Annotated in this window: 14 protein-coding genes; 1 reads left to right on the top strand and 13 read right to left on the bottom strand. The window is 70.3% G+C overall.

The window, feature by feature from the left end; all coding sequences use genetic code 11:
* Positions 1-164: 164 nt before the first annotated feature.
* The 5 genes from BO64_RS03820 to rimP form a co-directional block, all read right to left on the bottom strand.
* Positions 165-665 carry a DUF2939 domain-containing protein gene (locus BO64_RS03820; RefSeq protein ID WP_496401950.1) on the bottom strand — a complete coding sequence of 167 codons (501 nt, stop codon included), beginning with the start codon at positions 663-665 and terminating at the stop codon, positions 165-167.
* Positions 666-813: 148 nt separating this feature from the next.
* The gene (infB, locus tag BO64_RS03815) at positions 814-3,777 is read right to left on the bottom strand and encodes a translation initiation factor IF-2 (protein WP_496401949.1); all 2,964 of its coding nucleotides are present in this window, start codon (positions 3,775-3,777) and stop codon (positions 814-816) included.
* Between the two features lie 68 nt (positions 3,778-3,845).
* Positions 3,846-4,511, bottom strand: a complete 666-nt coding sequence (locus BO64_RS03810; protein WP_496401948.1) for an RNA-binding protein — start codon at positions 4,509-4,511, stop codon at positions 3,846-3,848.
* A 21-nt stretch (positions 4,512-4,532) separates the two neighbouring features.
* Complete coding sequence (gene nusA / locus BO64_RS03805) at positions 4,533-6,239, bottom strand: transcription termination factor NusA (protein ID WP_496401947.1); 1,707 nt, start codon at positions 6,237-6,239, stop codon at positions 4,533-4,535.
* Positions 6,240-6,251: 12 nt separating this feature from the next.
* Positions 6,252-6,797 carry a ribosome maturation factor RimP gene (gene rimP / locus BO64_RS03800; protein WP_496401946.1) on the bottom strand — a complete coding sequence of 182 codons (546 nt, stop codon included), beginning with the start codon at positions 6,795-6,797 and terminating at the stop codon, positions 6,252-6,254.
* 266 nt (positions 6,798-7,063) lie between these two features.
* Here rimP and ppa point away from each other — a divergent pair, with 266 nt between their 5' ends.
* Entirely contained in the window at positions 7,064-7,600 is a 537-nt protein-coding gene (gene ppa / locus BO64_RS03795; RefSeq protein ID WP_496401945.1) for an inorganic diphosphatase, read from the top strand.
* A gap of 51 nt (positions 7,601-7,651) precedes the next feature.
* On the opposite strand, the gene trmB is transcribed toward ppa, so the two are convergent.
* The 8 genes from trmB to miaB all read right to left on the bottom strand — a co-directional run bounded on the left by trmB (position 7,652) and on the right by miaB (position 15,487).
* On the bottom strand, positions 7,652-8,326 hold the full coding sequence (trmB, locus tag BO64_RS03790) for a tRNA (guanosine(46)-N7)-methyltransferase TrmB (RefSeq protein ID WP_496401944.1): 675 nt from the start codon (positions 8,324-8,326) through the stop codon (positions 7,652-7,654).
* A gap of 121 nt (positions 8,327-8,447) precedes the next feature.
* Positions 8,448-9,668, bottom strand: a complete 1,221-nt coding sequence (gene metK, locus BO64_RS03785; protein WP_496401943.1) for a methionine adenosyltransferase — start codon at positions 9,666-9,668, stop codon at positions 8,448-8,450.
* 112 nt (positions 9,669-9,780) lie between these two features.
* Positions 9,781-10,203 (bottom strand): helix-turn-helix domain-containing protein, encoded by a 423-nt coding sequence (locus BO64_RS03780; protein ID WP_496401942.1) that lies wholly within the window; start codon positions 10,201-10,203, stop codon positions 9,781-9,783.
* Between the two features lie 72 nt (positions 10,204-10,275).
* Positions 10,276-11,838, bottom strand: coding sequence for an apolipoprotein N-acyltransferase (gene lnt / locus BO64_RS03775; RefSeq protein WP_496401941.1), 1,563 nt, complete (start codon positions 11,836-11,838; stop codon positions 10,276-10,278).
* Positions 11,839-11,846: 8 nt separating this feature from the next.
* The gene (locus tag BO64_RS03770; RefSeq protein WP_496401940.1) at positions 11,847-12,734 is read right to left on the bottom strand and encodes a hemolysin family protein; all 888 of its coding nucleotides are present in this window, start codon (positions 12,732-12,734) and stop codon (positions 11,847-11,849) included.
* Complete coding sequence (gene ybeY, locus BO64_RS03765; RefSeq protein WP_496401939.1) at positions 12,727-13,191, bottom strand: rRNA maturation RNase YbeY; 465 nt, start codon at positions 13,189-13,191, stop codon at positions 12,727-12,729. The genes BO64_RS03770 and ybeY overlap by 8 nt, the downstream gene beginning before the upstream one ends.
* Positions 13,188-14,144: a PhoH family protein gene (locus BO64_RS03760; RefSeq protein ID WP_496401938.1), complete on the bottom strand. Its 957-nt coding sequence runs from the start codon at positions 14,142-14,144 to the stop codon at positions 13,188-13,190. Before BO64_RS03760 ends, ybeY begins: the two co-directional genes overlap by 4 nt.
* Positions 14,141-15,487: a tRNA (N6-isopentenyl adenosine(37)-C2)-methylthiotransferase MiaB gene (miaB, locus tag BO64_RS03755; protein WP_496401937.1), complete on the bottom strand. Its 1,347-nt coding sequence runs from the start codon at positions 15,485-15,487 to the stop codon at positions 14,141-14,143. The genes BO64_RS03760 and miaB overlap by 4 nt, the downstream gene beginning before the upstream one ends.
* Positions 15,488-15,528: the final 41 nt, after the last annotated feature.

Here is a 15,528-nt window from a genome sequence, read left to right as displayed (position 1 = left end):
AGGCGAAGGGCGCGCTTCTAGGCGCGCGGAACGCGCAAGTCCAGCGTCAGGCGCCCGTTCAGGCCTTGAAGCAGGCGCAGGCGATGACCCCTGTTCGGCCGCCCTGGTGTCGCCGTCCTCCCGCGGATTGATGGTCAGCACGGAATGGGTGCGGCCTGACGCACTCAGACCCGAAGCTCGAAATCCTTCACCTCGCCCTCGAAGCCCGAGAGCCGCCAGCGGTCGTCGGGCCCCTTGGTGAAGTAGAGCAGGCAGGGCCCGCCCTTACTGCGGGTGGCGCAGATCCGGCCATCGTCCAGGGGCTTGAGCATCTGGGAGATGGCCACGGCGCCCGGGATCTTGGTCCGCGGCGTGTAGCCGTAGTGCTCGGCCACGGCGCGGAAGACCTCGGGCTGCACCAGGGCCTCGCCGGCCAGCTCCGCCAGGCTCGGGGCCAGGAGGGCGGCCAGGTCGCCCAGGCGCTTGTCCTTCGAACCCTCGGCGACGAGCCGCCGCTCGATCTCGGCCTTGAGCGCCTCGCGGTCCACATGGGCGTCGAAGGCGGCCTGGTCGTTGTCGCGGATGGAAATCAGCAGGGCATGGACGTCGCTGGCCGCATCCAGCTTCCGCACCGAGGCGCATGAGGCCAGGACCAGGGCGAGCAGGCTCAGGATGACGATACGCACGCGGACCTCCGGGTTCGGCTTCCCCTGACATAACTCGTCAGGGCGCCACAAGACGCCGCCTTCGCTGAACGACGCCTGGCCCGGCTCGCGCCTTCCCAGAACGAAAAAGCCCCGGAGAGATCCCCGGGGCTTGTCCGTCTCTGGTCGGCTAGAGCGAGCGCTTGACCTCTTCGAGGTTGAAGCACTCGATGGTGTCGCCGGCCTTGATGTCCTGGAAGCCTTCGAAGGCCATGCCGCACTCCTGGCCGGCCGGCACCTCGTTGACCTCGTCCTTGAAGCGCTTGAGCGTCTTAAGGACGCCCAGCTCCAGGATGACCACGCCGTCGCGGATGATCCGGACGCGCGCGCCCTTGCGGACCACGCCTTCCGACACCCGACAGCCGGCCACGCGGCCCACCTTGGTGATGTCGAAGGCCTGCAGCACCTCGGCGTTGCCCAGGAAGGTTTCGCGCTGGATTGGCGCCAGCATGCCCGAGAGCACGCCTTTGATGTCGTCGATCAGGTCGTAGATGATCGCGTAGTAGCGGATCTCGACGCCCTCGCGCTCGGCCAGGTCGCGGGCCTGCTTCGAGGCGCGGACGTTGAAGCCGAGGATCGGCGCGCCGGCGCCCTTGGCCAGCAGCACGTCCGACTCGTTGATGGCGCCGGCGCCCGACAGGATGACCCGCGCACGGACCTCGTCGGTGGCCAGCTTCTCCAGCGAGCCCACGATGGCTTCCGCCGAGCCCTGCACGTCGGCCTTGATGATGACCGGCAGCTCCGAGACCTTCTTGTCGGCCAGCTTGGCCATCATGTCGGCCAGCGAGGCGGAGGCGACCGGCGCGCCGGCCTTCTCGCGCTTCACACGCTGACGGTACTCGGTCAGCTCGCGGGCGCGGGCCTCGTTCTCCACCACGGCGAAGGGCTCGCCCGGATCGGGCGTGCCGTCCAGGCCGAGGATCTCCACCGGCGTGGAGGGCGTAGCCTCCTGAAGCTGCTCGTCACGCTCGTTGAGGAGCGCGCGGACGCGGCCCCAGCTCGAGCCGGCGACGACGATGTCGCCGCGCTTCAGCGTGCCGCGCTTCACCAGCACGGTGGCCACGGCGCCGCGGCCCTTGTCGAGCTTGGCCTCGATGACCACGCCGTCCGCGGTGCGGTCGGGGTTGGCCTTCAGGTCCAGCAGCTCGGCCTGCAGCAGGATCGCCTCGATGAGGTTGTCCAGGCCCATCTTCTGGGTGGCCGAGACCTCGACCACCTGGGTGTCGCCGCCCAGGCTTTCCACGACGATCTCGTGCTGCAGCAGCTCGTTGATCACCCGGGTCGGATCGGCGTCCGGCTTATCGATCTTGTTGATCGCCACGATGATCGGCGCGCCGGCGGCCTTGGCGTGCTGAATGGCTTCCACAGTCTGGGGCATGACGCCGTCGTCCGCCGCCACCACCAGGATGACGATGTCGGTGACATTGGCCCCGCGCATCCGCATGGCCGAGAAGGCGGCGTGGCCGGGCGTGTCCAGGAAGGTCACGCGCTGGCCGTTCTCCAGGCGAACCTGGTAGGCGCCGATGTGCTGCGTGATGCCGCCGTGCTCGCCCGACACCACGTCGGTGCTCCGCAGGGCGTCGAGCAGGCTGGTCTTGCCGTGGTCGACGTGGCCCATGACGGTGACCACCGGGGGCCGGGGCTCCAGATGATCGTCGTTGTCGTCGGCGGTGATGAAGCCCTCTTCGACGTCGGCCTCCGAGACGCGCTTCACGGTGTGGCCGAATTCGGTGGCCACCAGCTCGGCGGTGTCGCTGTCGATGACGTCGTTGATCTTCAGCATCACGCCCTGACGCATCAGGAACTTGATGACCTCGACGCCGCGGGTCGCCATCCGGTTGGCGAGTTCGCCCACGGTGATGACATCGGGGATCACGACCTCGCGGGAAACGCGGGCCTGCTCCTGCTGCCCGCCCTTGCGCTTCTCGCGCTCACGCTCACGGGCGCGGCGCACCGAGGCGAGCGAGCGCATCCGTTCGGCGCCGTCGGCGTCCCCGGCCACAGCCTGGATCGTCAGGCGGCCTTCACGGCGGCTGGGCGCGCCCTTGGCGCGGCTGATGGCGCCCTTGCCCAGATCGTTGGCGCGACGCCGGTCGTCCTCGTCCCGGCGGTCCATGACCGAGCCGCCGCTACGCGGCGCCTGCCGGGCGGCGCGCTGGATTTCGGGCGTGGGAGGCGGAGCCGCAGCGCCCACGCGAGGACCGCGCGGACCGCCGGGGCCGCCCGGACCACGGGCGCCGCCGGGCGCCGGACGCGGAGCGAGGGCCGAATAGCGGACGGTGCCGCCTTCCGGACGCACGGGCTGCGGACGATCGCTCTGGCGCGAACGGTCGTCGTCGCGGCGCTGCGGGCGCGGACGGTCGCCATCGGCCCGCGGCGTGCGCTGGCTGAAGTTGGTGTTTTCGAAGCGGCTGCTCGGCCGCTCGGGACGGTAGGTGGTCGTGGTCGGCCGATCGTCGCGCCGGTCGGGCGACGGCTGATAGGTGCGGGTCTGGCCGGCCGCGGGGGCCGCCGGACGCGGCGCCTGCGGGGCGGGAGCCTGGGCCTGGGGAGCCGGGGTCGGAGCCGCCGGAGCCTGAGGCGCCTGAGGCGCCTGGGGCGCGGCGGGCGCAGCCGGAGCGGCGGCCTGCGGAGCCGCAGCCTGGGGCGCGGGCGCAGCGGCGGCGGCCTGAGCCGCGGCGGCGGCGGCCTGGGCGGCGCGCTGGGCTTCGGCCTCGGCGCGGGCGCGCTCCTCACGGGCGCGGCGCTCGGCTTCCTGCTTGGCCTGTTGCTGGCGGGCGAGCTCCAGGGCGCGCTGACGAGCAGCGCGTTCTTCGGGCGACAGGCCGTCGTTCGGCGTCGGGCCGCGCGGAGCCTGGGACGCCGGGGCGGCCGGCTTGGGATCGAAATGGCGACGCTCGGCGGCGGACGGCGCAGCGAGGTTGCCGCCGCCCGAAGCGTGCGGGCGCGCGCGCTTGGTCTCGACGACCACCGTCTTCGTCCGGCCGTGGCTGAAGCTCTGCTTCACGGTGCCCGAGCTGACCGAACCCGCCGGGCGCGGCTTCAGGGTCAGGGGCTGGCGTCCGTTGCGGCCGTTGTTGTTATCGTCGTTCATTCGCTCGCTTTACTCACCGACCGGGCGGATCCCGGCCCCACGTCATCAAACAGTTCAAGGCGGAAACCCTAAGGCTCCCGCTTCGCCTCCGAAGGCTCCTCGCGCCAATCCTCAGGAAGGAGCGGACTGAACCCCTCGAGGCGACGGACATCTTCTGCCCAGCGCTCGGCGGCTCGCCCCGCAAGGAAGGCGGTGTGTATCACATTCTCGCCGCCCAAGGCCAAACCCAATTCCTCGGCGGTGAAAACGCCGAAGACACGCGGCTGGGGCTGCTGCTTCCGGGCCAGGGCCAGCAGCTTGCGCCGACCGTCGGCCGCGCCATCGCGGGCCTCGATCAGCCAGGCCGCCTTGCCGGCATGGATTGTCGCGGAAACCTTCTCGAATCCCGAGGTAATGTCGCCAGCCTTCCGCGCAAGACCCAGGGCCGACAAAAGCCGTCGCTTGAGCAGGCCTTCGACCTGGTCGGCGAGGCCCGGCGGAGCCTGGACCTTGGCCTTGGCGGCCCGGGCGAACAGGCCCTTCTTGGCCGCGGTCTCCACCGAGGCCCGGTCGGCCGCGACCCAGAGGCCGCGGCCCGGCAGCTTGCGCGCCAGGTCCGGCACGACCTGGCCTTCGGGTCCGACCACGAAGCGGATCAGCCGCGCCTCCTCCATGACCTCGCCCGAGACGATGTCACGCCGTTCGCGCGACGCCTCGGCGAGGGTGGCAGGGGCCTTAGCGGCGGAGGGCTCCATGGTCGGTCACCTCACCCGTCCTTAGGCGTCGCGGGCTTCGCCGGCCATTTCGGCCTCGGCGACAACCTCGTCGGACGGCTCGCCCTCGAAGCCGGCTTCGGCTTCATCGGCCTGCTCCTGCGGCGGGGCTTCCACCCAGCCCATGGCGACCCGGGCGCGCATGATCAGCAGCTCGGCGTCCTGGGCGTCGAGGCCGAAGGATTCCAGGATGCCCGGCTCGCGCACGCGCTCGCCGTTCTTGGTCTCGAACCAGCCGCGCAGGTCGTCGGGCACCAGGCCGGCGAGGTCCTCGACGGTCTTGATGCCGCCCTCGCCCAGGGCCACGGCCATGGGCAGGGTGATCCCCTCGATCTCCAGGACGGCGTCCTCGACGCCCAGGTCGCGGCGCTTCTGGTCGTATTCGGCGGCTTCCTTCTCCAGGTACTCGCGGGCGCGGGTCTGGATCTCTTCCGCCGTGTCTTCGTCGAAGCCCTCGATGGCCGAGATTTCGGACGGATCCACATAGGCCACGTCCTCGACCGAGGCGAAGCCTTCAGTGACCAGCAGCTGGGCGATGACCTCGTCCACGTCCAGGGCTTCCTGGAACAGGGCGGTGCGCTCGGTGAACTCGCGCTGACGGCGCTCGCTCTCCTGGCTCTCGGTCATGATGTCGATCTGCCAGCCGGTCAGCTGCGAAGCGAGGCGCACGTTCTGGCCACGGCGGCCGATGGCCAGCGACAGCTGCTCGTCGGGGACAACCACCTCGACGCGCTCGTCCTCCTCGTCCATCACCACCTTGGAGACTTCCGCCGGGGCCAGGGCGTTGACGATGAACGTGGCGTCGTCCGGGCTCCACTGGATGATGTCGATCTTCTCGCCCTGCAGCTCGGCCACCACCGCCTGCACGCGCGAGCCGCGCATGCCGACGCAGGCGCCGACCGGGTCGATGGAGGAGTCGTTCGAGACCACCGCCATCTTGGCGCGCGAACCGGGGTCGCGGGCCACGGCGCGGATTTCGATCACGCCGTCATAGACCTCGGGCACTTCCTGGGCGAACAGCTTGGCCATGAAGCCGCCGTGGGCCCGCGACAGCAGGATCTGCGGCCCCTTGGTCTCGCGACGGACGTCGTAGATGTAGCAGCGGATCCGGTCGCCGATGTTGAAATTCTCGCGCGGGATCGACTGGTCGCGGCGCATGATGCCTTCGCCGCGGCCCAGGTCGACGACGACGTTGCCGTATTCGACCCGCTTGACCGTGCCGTTGACGATCTCGCCCACGCGGTCCTTGTACTCCTCGTACTGACGCTCACGCTCGGCGTCGCGGACCTTCCCCATCACCACCTGGCGGGCCATCTGGGTCTGCACACGGCCGAACTCGAACGGCGGCAGCAGCTCCTCATAGACCTTGCCCACGAAGGCGTCCTTGTCCCGGCGCTTGGCGTCCGAGAGGCGCAGGATGCCCGGCGGCTCCTCGAACGGCAGCTCGTTGCCGTCCTCGTCGACCCCGCCGCCGAACTGGGCGTCGTCGTCCACCACCGTCACCACGCGCTTGATGGTGGTCTCGCCGGTCTTGGGATCGATGTGCACGCGGATGTCGTGCTCGGCGCCGTAGCGGGCCCGGGCGCCCTTCTGGATCGCCTCTTCGATCGCCTCGATGACGATCTCCTTGTCGATCGCCTTCTCGCGGGCGACCGCCTCGGCGATCTGCAGGAGTTCAAGCCGGTTGGCGGAAATGCCGGTGAGGCTCATGGGGTGGTCCCTCTACTCGGAAGTCTGTTGTTCGTCGGACATGCGGGCCGCGCGCAGCTCGGCGCCCCGCTTCATCAGCTCGTCGGTCAGCACCAGCTTGGCCTCGACGATCCAGGCGAAGGGAACGAGCGCGGTGTCCTCCTCGCCCTCCAGATCGATGGCCACCTGCCCGTCCTCGACCCCGGCCAGCACGCCGCGAAAGCGCTTGCGCCCCTCGGCCAGGCGGTCCAGCTCGAGCCGGGCCTCGTAGCCCTCGTAGGTCTCGAAATCCTTCAGCCGGGTCAGCGGCCGGTCGACGCCGGGCGACGAGACCTCCAGCGTGTACTCGCCGGCGATCGGGTCGGCGGCGTCCAGCACCTCGGACACGGCGCGGGACAGCTTGGCGCAGTCCTCCACGTTCATGTCCCCGTCCTCGGGACGCTCGGCCATGATCTGCAGGCGGCGCTGGTTGCGCTCTCCGCCCATGAGACGGATGCGCACGATCTCATAGCCCGCGGCCTCGGCCACGGGATCGAGCAGCTCTAGCAGTTTCAGGTCTTCGGCGGTCTTCCCGCGCATGGTCGAGACCCAGGCCTCCGGCAAAGAAAAAAGCGGTCGGGCCGGAGCCCGCCGCTTGAAGGCGCTATCCAGCGCGATCAGCGATGTTGTGCAGACTATAGCGCTCGAGCGGTCCTCTTGGAAGCCCCTCAGTCGACAGACGCCCGGCGTCCGTCGCCCGCGGCCGCCCGCATCCCCCGGTTTCTCCGCCCGAGGGCCTTTACTCACGCCCGCGCATCGCCCACAGAGCGCGCCTCTATTCTTCATCACCTGAAGGCCATCTCCCCATGGACCTCTCCAAGATTCCGGTCGGCGAGAACCCGCCGTACGACGTCAACGCCATCATCGAGATCCCGCAGGGCGGCGAGCCCGTGAAGTACGAGCTGGACAAGGAGTCCGGCGCGATCTTCGTCGACCGCTTTCTGCACACGGCGATGTACTACCCGGGCAACTACGGCTTCATCCCGCACACCCTGGCCGACGACGGCGACCCCATGGACATCGTGGTGGTGGGGCCGACCCCGGTGGTGCCCGGCGCCATCATCCGCGCCCGGCCGATCGGCGCCCTGATGATGCGCGACGAAGCCGGCGGCGACGAGAAGATCCTGGCCGTGCCCGCCGACAAGCTGCACCCGTTCTACGCGGGCGTGGATTCCTGGCGCGCCCTGCCCGCCATCCTGACCGAGCAGATCGCCCACTTCTTCAAGCACTACAAGGACCTGGAGAAGGGCAAGACCGTGGACATCGTCCGCTGGGCCGATCCCGAAGAGGCCGCCGACCTGATCCGCGCCTCGATCGAGGCCTACAAGGCCGCCAAGGGCTGATCCTGACGTGACCGGGGGCGGACCTGAGAGTTCAGCCCGCCCCCGGCCGCGCTAGATCCTCACGAAGTCGAGAAACACCGGCGCGCAGTCGCCCAGCTTCTTCTCCTCATAGCGCGTGGTGACGTGATCGGCGGGCCGGACCCGCCAGTCGTCCGCACGCTCCGCCGGCCACTGGAAGCGGCCATCCTTCAGAAAACGCTCCAGGCTCCAGTCCACATAGTCCGCCCAGTCGCTGGCGAACCGCAGCCGACCGCCCGGCTTCAACAGCCGGGCCAGCTCGGCCACCGTCTCGGTCTGCATCAGCCGGCGCTTGTTGTGCCGCGCCTTGGGCCAGGGATCGGGGAACAGGATGAAGACCCGGTCCAGGGCGGCGTCCGGCATCCGCGCCATCAGCTCGCGCACGTCGCCGTCGTGGATGCGGACGTTGGAGAGGCCCTGCTCGTCCACATGACGAAGGGCGCTCGCCACCCCGTTCTGGAAAGGCTCGGCGCCCACGATCAGCACCTCCGGTCGGCGGCCGGCCTGGGCGGCCATGTGCTCGCCGCCGCCGAAGCCGATTTCCAGCCACGCCTCGGCGGCGCCGGGCATCAGGTCCCTGGGCGCGAACGGTCCCTCCGGCGGCCGCAGCGACGGCAGCAGGCTTTCCATCAGCGCCGCCTGCCGGGGCTTGATGACGCGCGACTTGATGCGGCCGAAGGACCGGAGCGGTCGGTGGTTCTCGGTCATGCGCTCAACACTGGCTCGTCACAGCTCCGAAGACAGCGACCCATAGGCTCCGGGAGCGGAAGTGAAAATGCAAACGGCGCCGCCGAGGCGACGCCGTGCGCAACGCGTGATGTGGCCGTCCTTAAGCGAGCTTCAGCAGCTCGGCCACCAGGTCGGTGCGTTCCCACGAGAAGCCGCCCTCGTTGTCCGGCTTGCGGCCGAAGTGCCCATAGGCGGCGGTGCGGGCGTAGATCGGCTTGTTCAGGCCCAGGTGCTCGCGGATGGCCCGGGGGGTGGCGCCGCCGATCAGTTCGGGCAGCACCTTCTCGAGCTTCGCCGGGTCGATCTCGCCGGTGTTGTGCAGGTCCACATAGAAGCTCAGCGGCTCGGCCACGCCGATGGCGTAGCTGATCTGGATGGTGCACTTCTTGGCGAGGCCCGCGGCCACCACGTTCTTGGCCAGATAGCGGCAGGCGTAGGCGGCCGAGCGGTCCACCTTGGTGGGGTCCTTGCCCGAGAACGCGCCGCCGCCGTGCGGGGCCGCGCCGCCGTAGGTGTCGACGATGATCTTGCGCCCGGTGAGGCCCGCGTCGCCGTCCGGTCCGCCGATCTCGAAGCGGCCGGTGGGGTTGATATACCACTTGGTCCGCTTGGTCACGAGGCCCTCGGGGATCACCTCCAGCACATAGGGCTTGATCACCTCGGCCAGGCGCTTGGGCGTGGCCAGATGCAGGCCGATGCGCTTCTTGTGCTGGGTCGAGACGACGATCTGCAGCACCTCGGCCGGCTTGCCGTCCTCGTAACGGATGGTCACCTGGCTCTTGGCGTCCGGCTCCAGGACCGGGCACTCGCCCGACTTCCGCACCTCGGCCAGGCGCTTCAGGATGTTCTGCGAATATTGCAGCGTCGCCGGCATCAGCTCGGGCGTCTCATCCGAGGCGTAGCCGAACATGATGCCCTGGTCGCCGGCGCCTTCGTCCTTCTTCTCGTTGGCGTCCACGCCCTGGGCGATGTGGGCCGACTGCTCGTGCAGGTAGCAGGCGTACTTCGCCTTCTGCCAGTGGAAGCCCTTCTGCTCGTAGCCGATGTCCTTGATCGCCGCCCGGACCTTCGGCTCCAGCGACTTCACGATCTCCTTGGTGAGGGCCTTGTTCTCGGCCTTGGAGGCGCCCGGCTTGCCCGCCCGGACCTCGCCCGCCAGCACGATGCGGTTGGTGGTGACCAGGGTCTCGCAGGCGACCCGCGCCTCGGGCTCCACCGACAGGAAGGCGTCGACGACGGTGTCGGAGATGCGGTCAGCGACCTTGTCCGGATGGCCTTCGGACACGGCCTCGCTGGTGAAGATGTAGTTGGAACGGCTCAAGACGCTTAGCTCCGGGGCTTCTTGCGGCCGCGTACCCCAGGCGGCCGGCGGGAGGTCCGAAAGCCTATAAAGAAATCTTTATGTCCCGCCAAGCGCCGTCGGCGCTCTCGCGTCAGGCCTCTGCCGGCGCCGTCTCCTCGGCCATGGCCCGCACCAGGTCGAGGATGCGGCGACGGACCTTGGGCTGGCGGATGCGCGGGAAGAGCCGCGCCAGCTCCGCGCCGTCGTTCGACAGCAGGAAGGCCTGCAGGGCCGCGGACGCGCCGTCCGTCATCTCGGGAATCTCGTCGTCGAGCCCTTCGTAGAAATAGCTGACGGGAGCATTCAGAGCCCGAGCCACTTCCCACAGCTTCGAGGCGCTGACCCGGTTGGTGGCGCGCTCGTACTTCTGCACCTGCTGGAAGGTGAGGCCGATCATCTCGGCCAGCCGCTCCTGGCTCAGGCCGAGCTCCTTGCGGCGCATGCGGATGCGCAGGCCCACATGCCGGTCCACCGGATTGGGCGCGTCGCGCTCGAAGTCGGATAACATGTTCATGCAACGCCCCCATACCTAAGCTTGCGCGAATGGCAACCTTGAGACGTGGGGGTCGCGGCGCGCCCGAGGGGATCAGCGGCGGCGGCGGCCCAGGACGGCGCCGGCTGCGGAAAGTCCGAGCATGACGGCGAACAGCAGGTCCCCGAAGCGATGATAGGGCGTCGGCGCCAGCGGCGGCGGCAGGCGCGCATCGATCACGCCCAGCTCCCTGAGACCCAGGCGGTGGCCGGGCGCGACGCGGCCATGGGCGTCGATGACCGCTGAGACCCCGGTAGGCGTGGAGCGGACAATGGGCAGCCCCTCCTCGATGGCCCGGTAGCTGGCGATGTTCAGGTGCTGCAGCGGACCGCTGGTGCGGCCGAACCAGGCGTCGTTGGAGATGTTGAGGATCCAGGCCGGCCGGATGCCTTCGCGGGCGGCGGCGGCGCGGGTGAAGCCGGGGAACAGGGCCTCGTAGCAGATCAGCGGCTGAAGGGCGGGCGTTCCCCAGGGGGCCAGCGGGCGCGGCGGCGGTCCGGCGGTGAAGTCCTCGGGCATGTGCACCAAGCTGCGCACGCCCAGTCGGGTCATGGTCTCACCCAGGGGCAGGTACTCGCCGAACGGCACCAGCCGGTGCTTGTCATAGACGCCTGTCACCCGCAGGCCGCCGCCCTCGCGACGGAAGGCTACCAGGCTGTTGAAGTAGCGGACCTGGCCCGAGGGGGCGAGTTCGGCCCGGTTGGCGCCCATCAGCAGGGTCTGGCCGTCGGCCAGCGCGTCCCGCAGCCGGGGGCCATAGGGCGACTGCGGGGCGATGAGGTCGTCGATCACCGCCGGCAGGGCGCCTTCGGGCCAGACCACGATGTCCGGCGTCGAGGGCGAGGGGCGTCCCGTCAGGCCCGCATAGGTCTCGAAGATCAGCCCCAGGTTCTCGGGCTTCCACTTCTCCTTCTGGTCGACATCGGCCTGGACGATGCGGATCCGCGGCGCATCGACGTCCTCGGCCGCAGGCGCGGCCTGGAGGCGGACCCAGCCGTGACCATAAAGCCCTGCAAGGGCGAGGGCCGCGAGGCCCAGGGTGGCGATCCGCGCGGTCCGGCCGAGCCCGAGGGCGAGCCCCGCCGGGGCCGCGGCCAGGGCTACGGTGATCCACGTCAGACCATAGGCGCCCACCAGGGCCGCAGCCTGGGAGGGCGCCGAGCCCGCCCGCCAGCTTTCGCCCGGCAGGTTCCACGGGAAGCCCGTGAGCACATGGCCCCGCAGCCATTCGAGCCCCGCCACGCAGCCGGCGAACACCAGCACCTTCCAGACGCCGTCCGGGCGCAGCGCCCGATAGGCCAGGCCCGCCAGGCCCCAGAACAGCGCCAGCCCCCCGGCCATGGCCGCCAAGGCGAAGGGCGCCATCCAGCCGTGGACCTTCACGTCCACCAGGAAGGGCTCGATGATCCACCAGGTGGAGAGGCCGAAATAGCCGAGGCCGGCGAGCCAGCCGCGGAAGAAGCCCGCCCTCAGCGGCCGCGGCGCCTCGCCCTCCAGGGCCAGCAGGATCAGGGCATAGCCCAGAAGTCCCGGCAGGAGGCCGAAGGGCGGATGCGCCAGGGCGGCGGCGAGACCGCCCACCAGGGCCCACAGCGGGTGACGCCAGGCGCGATGCAAGGCGTCGCTCAGGCCTCGGCCGGGGCCGGCGCCCGCCGCACCCGGACCCGCTTCACCCGCCGAGGATCAGCCGCCAGCACCTCGATGGAATAGCCGTCCGGGTGGTCGATGCGCTCGCGCTTCTGCGGCACTCGGCCGGCCAGGGCGTTCACCAGGCCGGCCACCGTCTCGATCTCCTCGTCGAGATCGGCGGGCGCCAGGTCGACCCCCTCGCCGATAGCGTGCTCCAGCTCTTCCAGCGGCGCCCGGCCGTCGGCGATCCAGCCGTCGTCGTCCTCGACGATCGGGCTGAAGCCCTGGTCATTGGCCTCGTCGTGCTCGTCGGCGATCTCGCCCACCAGCTTCTCGAGCAGGTCCTCGAGGGTCACCAGGCCGTCGGTGCCCCCGAACTCGTCGATCACCAGGGCCATGTGGGTGCGCCGCGTGCGCATCAGGGCCAGCAGCTCGGCCGCGGGCATGGACGGCGGCACGTACAGCACCTTGCGGACGATCTGGTAGCGGCCCTGCAGGATCTGGTCCTCGGGCTTGGGCTTGCGGGTCTTGCGGGCCAGCAGGCGGAAGACGTCCTTCACGTGGACGACGCCCACCGGCTCGTCCAGCGTGTCCTTGTAGACCGGCATCCGGCTGTGCTCGGCCTCCACGAAGCGGGCGACCAGCTCGGCGAAGGTGCTGCTGCGGTCGACGGCGACGATGTCCGCCCGCGGCTTCATCACGTCCTCGACGCGAAGGTTCTGGAAGGCGCGGGCCTGGCTCACCAGTTCGCCGGCGCTTTCGGTCTCCGGCTCGGGCCCCTCGGCGGCCGCCCCTTCGGCGGACCGGCGGAAGAAATCGACGAAGGCCATCAGCCCTCGGCGGCGGCCCGGGCCGGGCCTACTCGATGGATCGGGGTCAGTCATGCTCTCCCTCGCTGACCGCGTAGGGGTCACGAACCCCCAGTCCGGCCAGGACGACGCGCTCGAGGCCCTCCATGGCCTCAGCCTCATCTTCGCTCATGTGGTCGTATCCGAGAAGGTGCAACACGCCATGCACCACCAGGTGCTGCAGGTGATGCCCAAGCGGCTTGCCCTGTTCGTCCGCCTCGCGGGCGCACACGCCGAAGGCCAGGGCCACATCGCCCAGGTGCTTCTCAGGATTGGTCGGGGCAGGGAAGGACAGCACGTTGGTCGGCGCATCCTTGCTCCGGAACCGGGCGTTGAGGTCGCGCACGGCCTCATCGTCGGTCAGCAGCAGGGTCACGCCCTCGCCGTCCGCCCCCTCGCTGGCCAGGGCCGCCAGGGCGGCGGCGCGGGTCAGGGCCTCGGCCTCGGGCAGGGCCGCGGTCCAGGCGTCGTCCTCGATCTCGATGTCGATCAAACCGTACGTCCGCGACGGGCCGCGTCGGCGTCGTAGGCGCGCACGATCCGCTCCACCAGCGGGTGACGGACCACGTCCTCGGACGAGAAGCGGGTGACGCCGATGCCCTCCAGGCCTTCCAGCAGGCCCACCGCATGGGCGAGGCCGGAATCGGCGGGGTTCGGCAGGTCGATCTGGGTGGGGTCGCCGGTCACCGCCATGCGCGAGCCCTCGCCCAGGCGGGTTAGCACCATCTTCATTTGGGCCCGGCTGGCGTTCTGAGCCTCGTCCACGATGACGAAGGCGTGGCTCAGGGTCCGGCCGCGCAGGAAAGCGATGGGGGCGACCTCGATCTCCCCCTTCTCCCGCCGCCGGCGCAGCTGTTCGGCGCCCAGGATGTCGGTGAGCGCCTCCCAAACCGGCGCCATGTAGGGGTCGACCTTCTCGTTCATGTCGCCGGGCAGGAAGCCCAGGCGCTCGCCGGCCTCCACCGCCGGCCGCGAGACGATCAGGCGGTCCACCGCCCCCTGCAGCAGCATGCCGGCCCCGTGGGCCACGGCCAGGAAGGTCTTGCCGGTGCCGGCGGGACCCAGGCCGAACACCAGCTCGCACTGGGCCAGGGCCTGAAGGTACCGGGCCTGGGTCGCGGTCTTGGGCGCCACCTGGCCGCGACGGCCCACGGGCAGGGGCGCGGTTCCCGGCGCGGCCTTGCCGGCCCGGGCCTGGCCGATGGCCACCCGCACGTCCGCCTCGCCGACCTCCAGGCCCTGGTCGGCCCGCTGGGCGATGGCCTGGACGGCGCGCTTGGCCTGGCCGCGGCTCTTGGCGTCGCCGCTCAGCGACACGCCGCCGCCGGGGGTCTCCACGAGCACCCCGAAGGCGTCCTCGATCAGGGCCGCATGACGGCTGTTCAGGCCGGCCACCGCCCGCACGGCGGCGTCGGACAGGGCGATGAATTCAGGTGCGCGGCTCAAGCCGTCTCCAGTTCCCCAAGGAGGGCGCCGGACAGGCTGTTCCGGGCGCCGCTTTCGACCTTCACAGGAACGATCTGGCCGAGCAGTCGATCCGACGCCGTCACATGGACCGACTGCAGATAGGGACTGCGGCCCACGAGCTGGCCCGGATGGCGGCCCGGCTTCTCGAACAGCACGGGCAGGGTGCGGCCGACCTGGGCGGCGTTGAAGGCCGCCTGCTGCTCCTCGAGCAGGGCCTGGAGCCGGTGCAGCCGCTCCTCCTTCACCTCCTCGGGCACCTGGCCGGGCATGGCGGCGGCCGGGGTGCCGGGACGGCGGGAATATTTGAACGAGAAGCACGAGGCGTATCGCACCTCGCGGACGAGCTGCAGAGTGGCCTCGAAGTCGCTGTCGCGCTCGCCGGGGAAGCCGACGATGAAGTCGCCCGAGATGGCGATGTCGGGACGCGCAGCCCGCACCTTCTCGATCACCCGCAGATAGCTCTCGGCGGTGTGGGCCCGGTTCATGGCCCGCAGGATCCGGTCCGAGCCGGCCTGCACCGGCAGGTGCAGGTAGGGCATCAGTTGCGGCACCTCGGCATGGGCGGCGATCAGCGCCTCGTCCATGTCCCGCGGGTGGCTGGTGGTGTAGCGGATCCGGTCGAGGCCCGGGATCTTGGCCAGCCGCCGGATGAGGCCCGCCAGGCCGCCCTCGCCGTCATAGGCGTTGACGTTCTGGCCCAGCAGGGTGACCTCGCGCACGCCCTTCTCCGCCAGGGCGCGGGCCTCGGCCTCGATGGCGTCGGCCGGACGGCTCCATTCGCCCCCGCGGGTATAGGGCACCACGCAGAAGGTGCAGAACTTGTCGCAGCCCTCCTGCACCGTCAGGAAGGCCGTCACGCCGCTCGGGCGGCGGTCGGTGGAGAGGACGTCGAACTTCTCGTCCGGCGCAAAGTCGGCGGCCAGGCGCTCGCCCCGGGCCCGGTGGGCGCGGGCGATCAGCTCGGGCAGCTGGTGATAGGCCTGCGGCCCGACCACCAGGTCCACCGCCGGCTGACGGCGCATGATCTCCTCGCCTTCGGCCTGGGCCACGCAGCCGGCCACGGCGATGGTCATGCCCAGGCCCTCGGCCTGCCGGGCTTCCTTGAGCCGCTTGATCTGGCCAAGTTCGGAATAGACCTTCTCGGTGGCCTTCTCGCGGATGTGGCAGGTGTTGAGCACCACGAGGTCCGCGCCCGCCGGATCGTCCGTCACGCCGTAGCCGAACGGCGCAAGGACATCGGCCATGCGCTCGCTGTCATAGACGTTCATCTGACAGCCGTAGGTCTTGATGTAGAGGCGCTTGGCGGGCGCTTGCTCGGACATGGCCGGCGTTATGGGGTTCCGAGAGGGCGGGCGCAAGTTCC

Source organism: Phenylobacterium composti DSM 19425 (assembly GCF_059568645.1).
Note: the sequence above shows the minus strand (reverse complement) of the source record. Positions and strands in the feature narration are given on the sequence as shown.

Coding starts and splice junctions, on each gene's coding strand:
- infB (WP_496401949.1), bottom strand. CDS start 3,777: ATGAACGACGATAACAACAACGGCCGCAACGGACGCCAGCCCCTGACC.
- BO64_RS03810 (WP_496401948.1), bottom strand. CDS start 4,511: ATGGAGCCCTCCGCCGCTAAGGCCCCTGCCACCCTCGCCGAGGCGTCG.
- nusA (WP_496401947.1), bottom strand. CDS start 6,239: ATGAGCCTCACCGGCATTTCCGCCAACCGGCTTGAACTCCTGCAGATC.
- rimP (WP_496401946.1), bottom strand. CDS start 6,797: ATGCGCGGGAAGACCGCCGAAGACCTGAAACTGCTAGAGCTGCTCGAT.
- ppa (WP_496401945.1), top strand. CDS start 7,064: ATGGACCTCTCCAAGATTCCGGTCGGCGAGAACCCGCCGTACGACGTC.
- trmB (WP_496401944.1), bottom strand. CDS start 8,326: ATGACCGAGAACCACCGACCGCTCCGGTCCTTCGGCCGCATCAAGTCG.
- BO64_RS03780 (WP_496401942.1), bottom strand. CDS start 10,203: ATGAACATGTTATCCGACTTCGAGCGCGACGCGCCCAATCCGGTGGAC.
- BO64_RS03770 (WP_496401940.1), bottom strand. CDS start 12,734: ATGACTGACCCCGATCCATCGAGTAGGCCCGGCCCGGGCCGCCGCCGA.
- miaB (WP_496401937.1), bottom strand. CDS start 15,487: ATGTCCGAGCAAGCGCCCGCCAAGCGCCTCTACATCAAGACCTACGGC.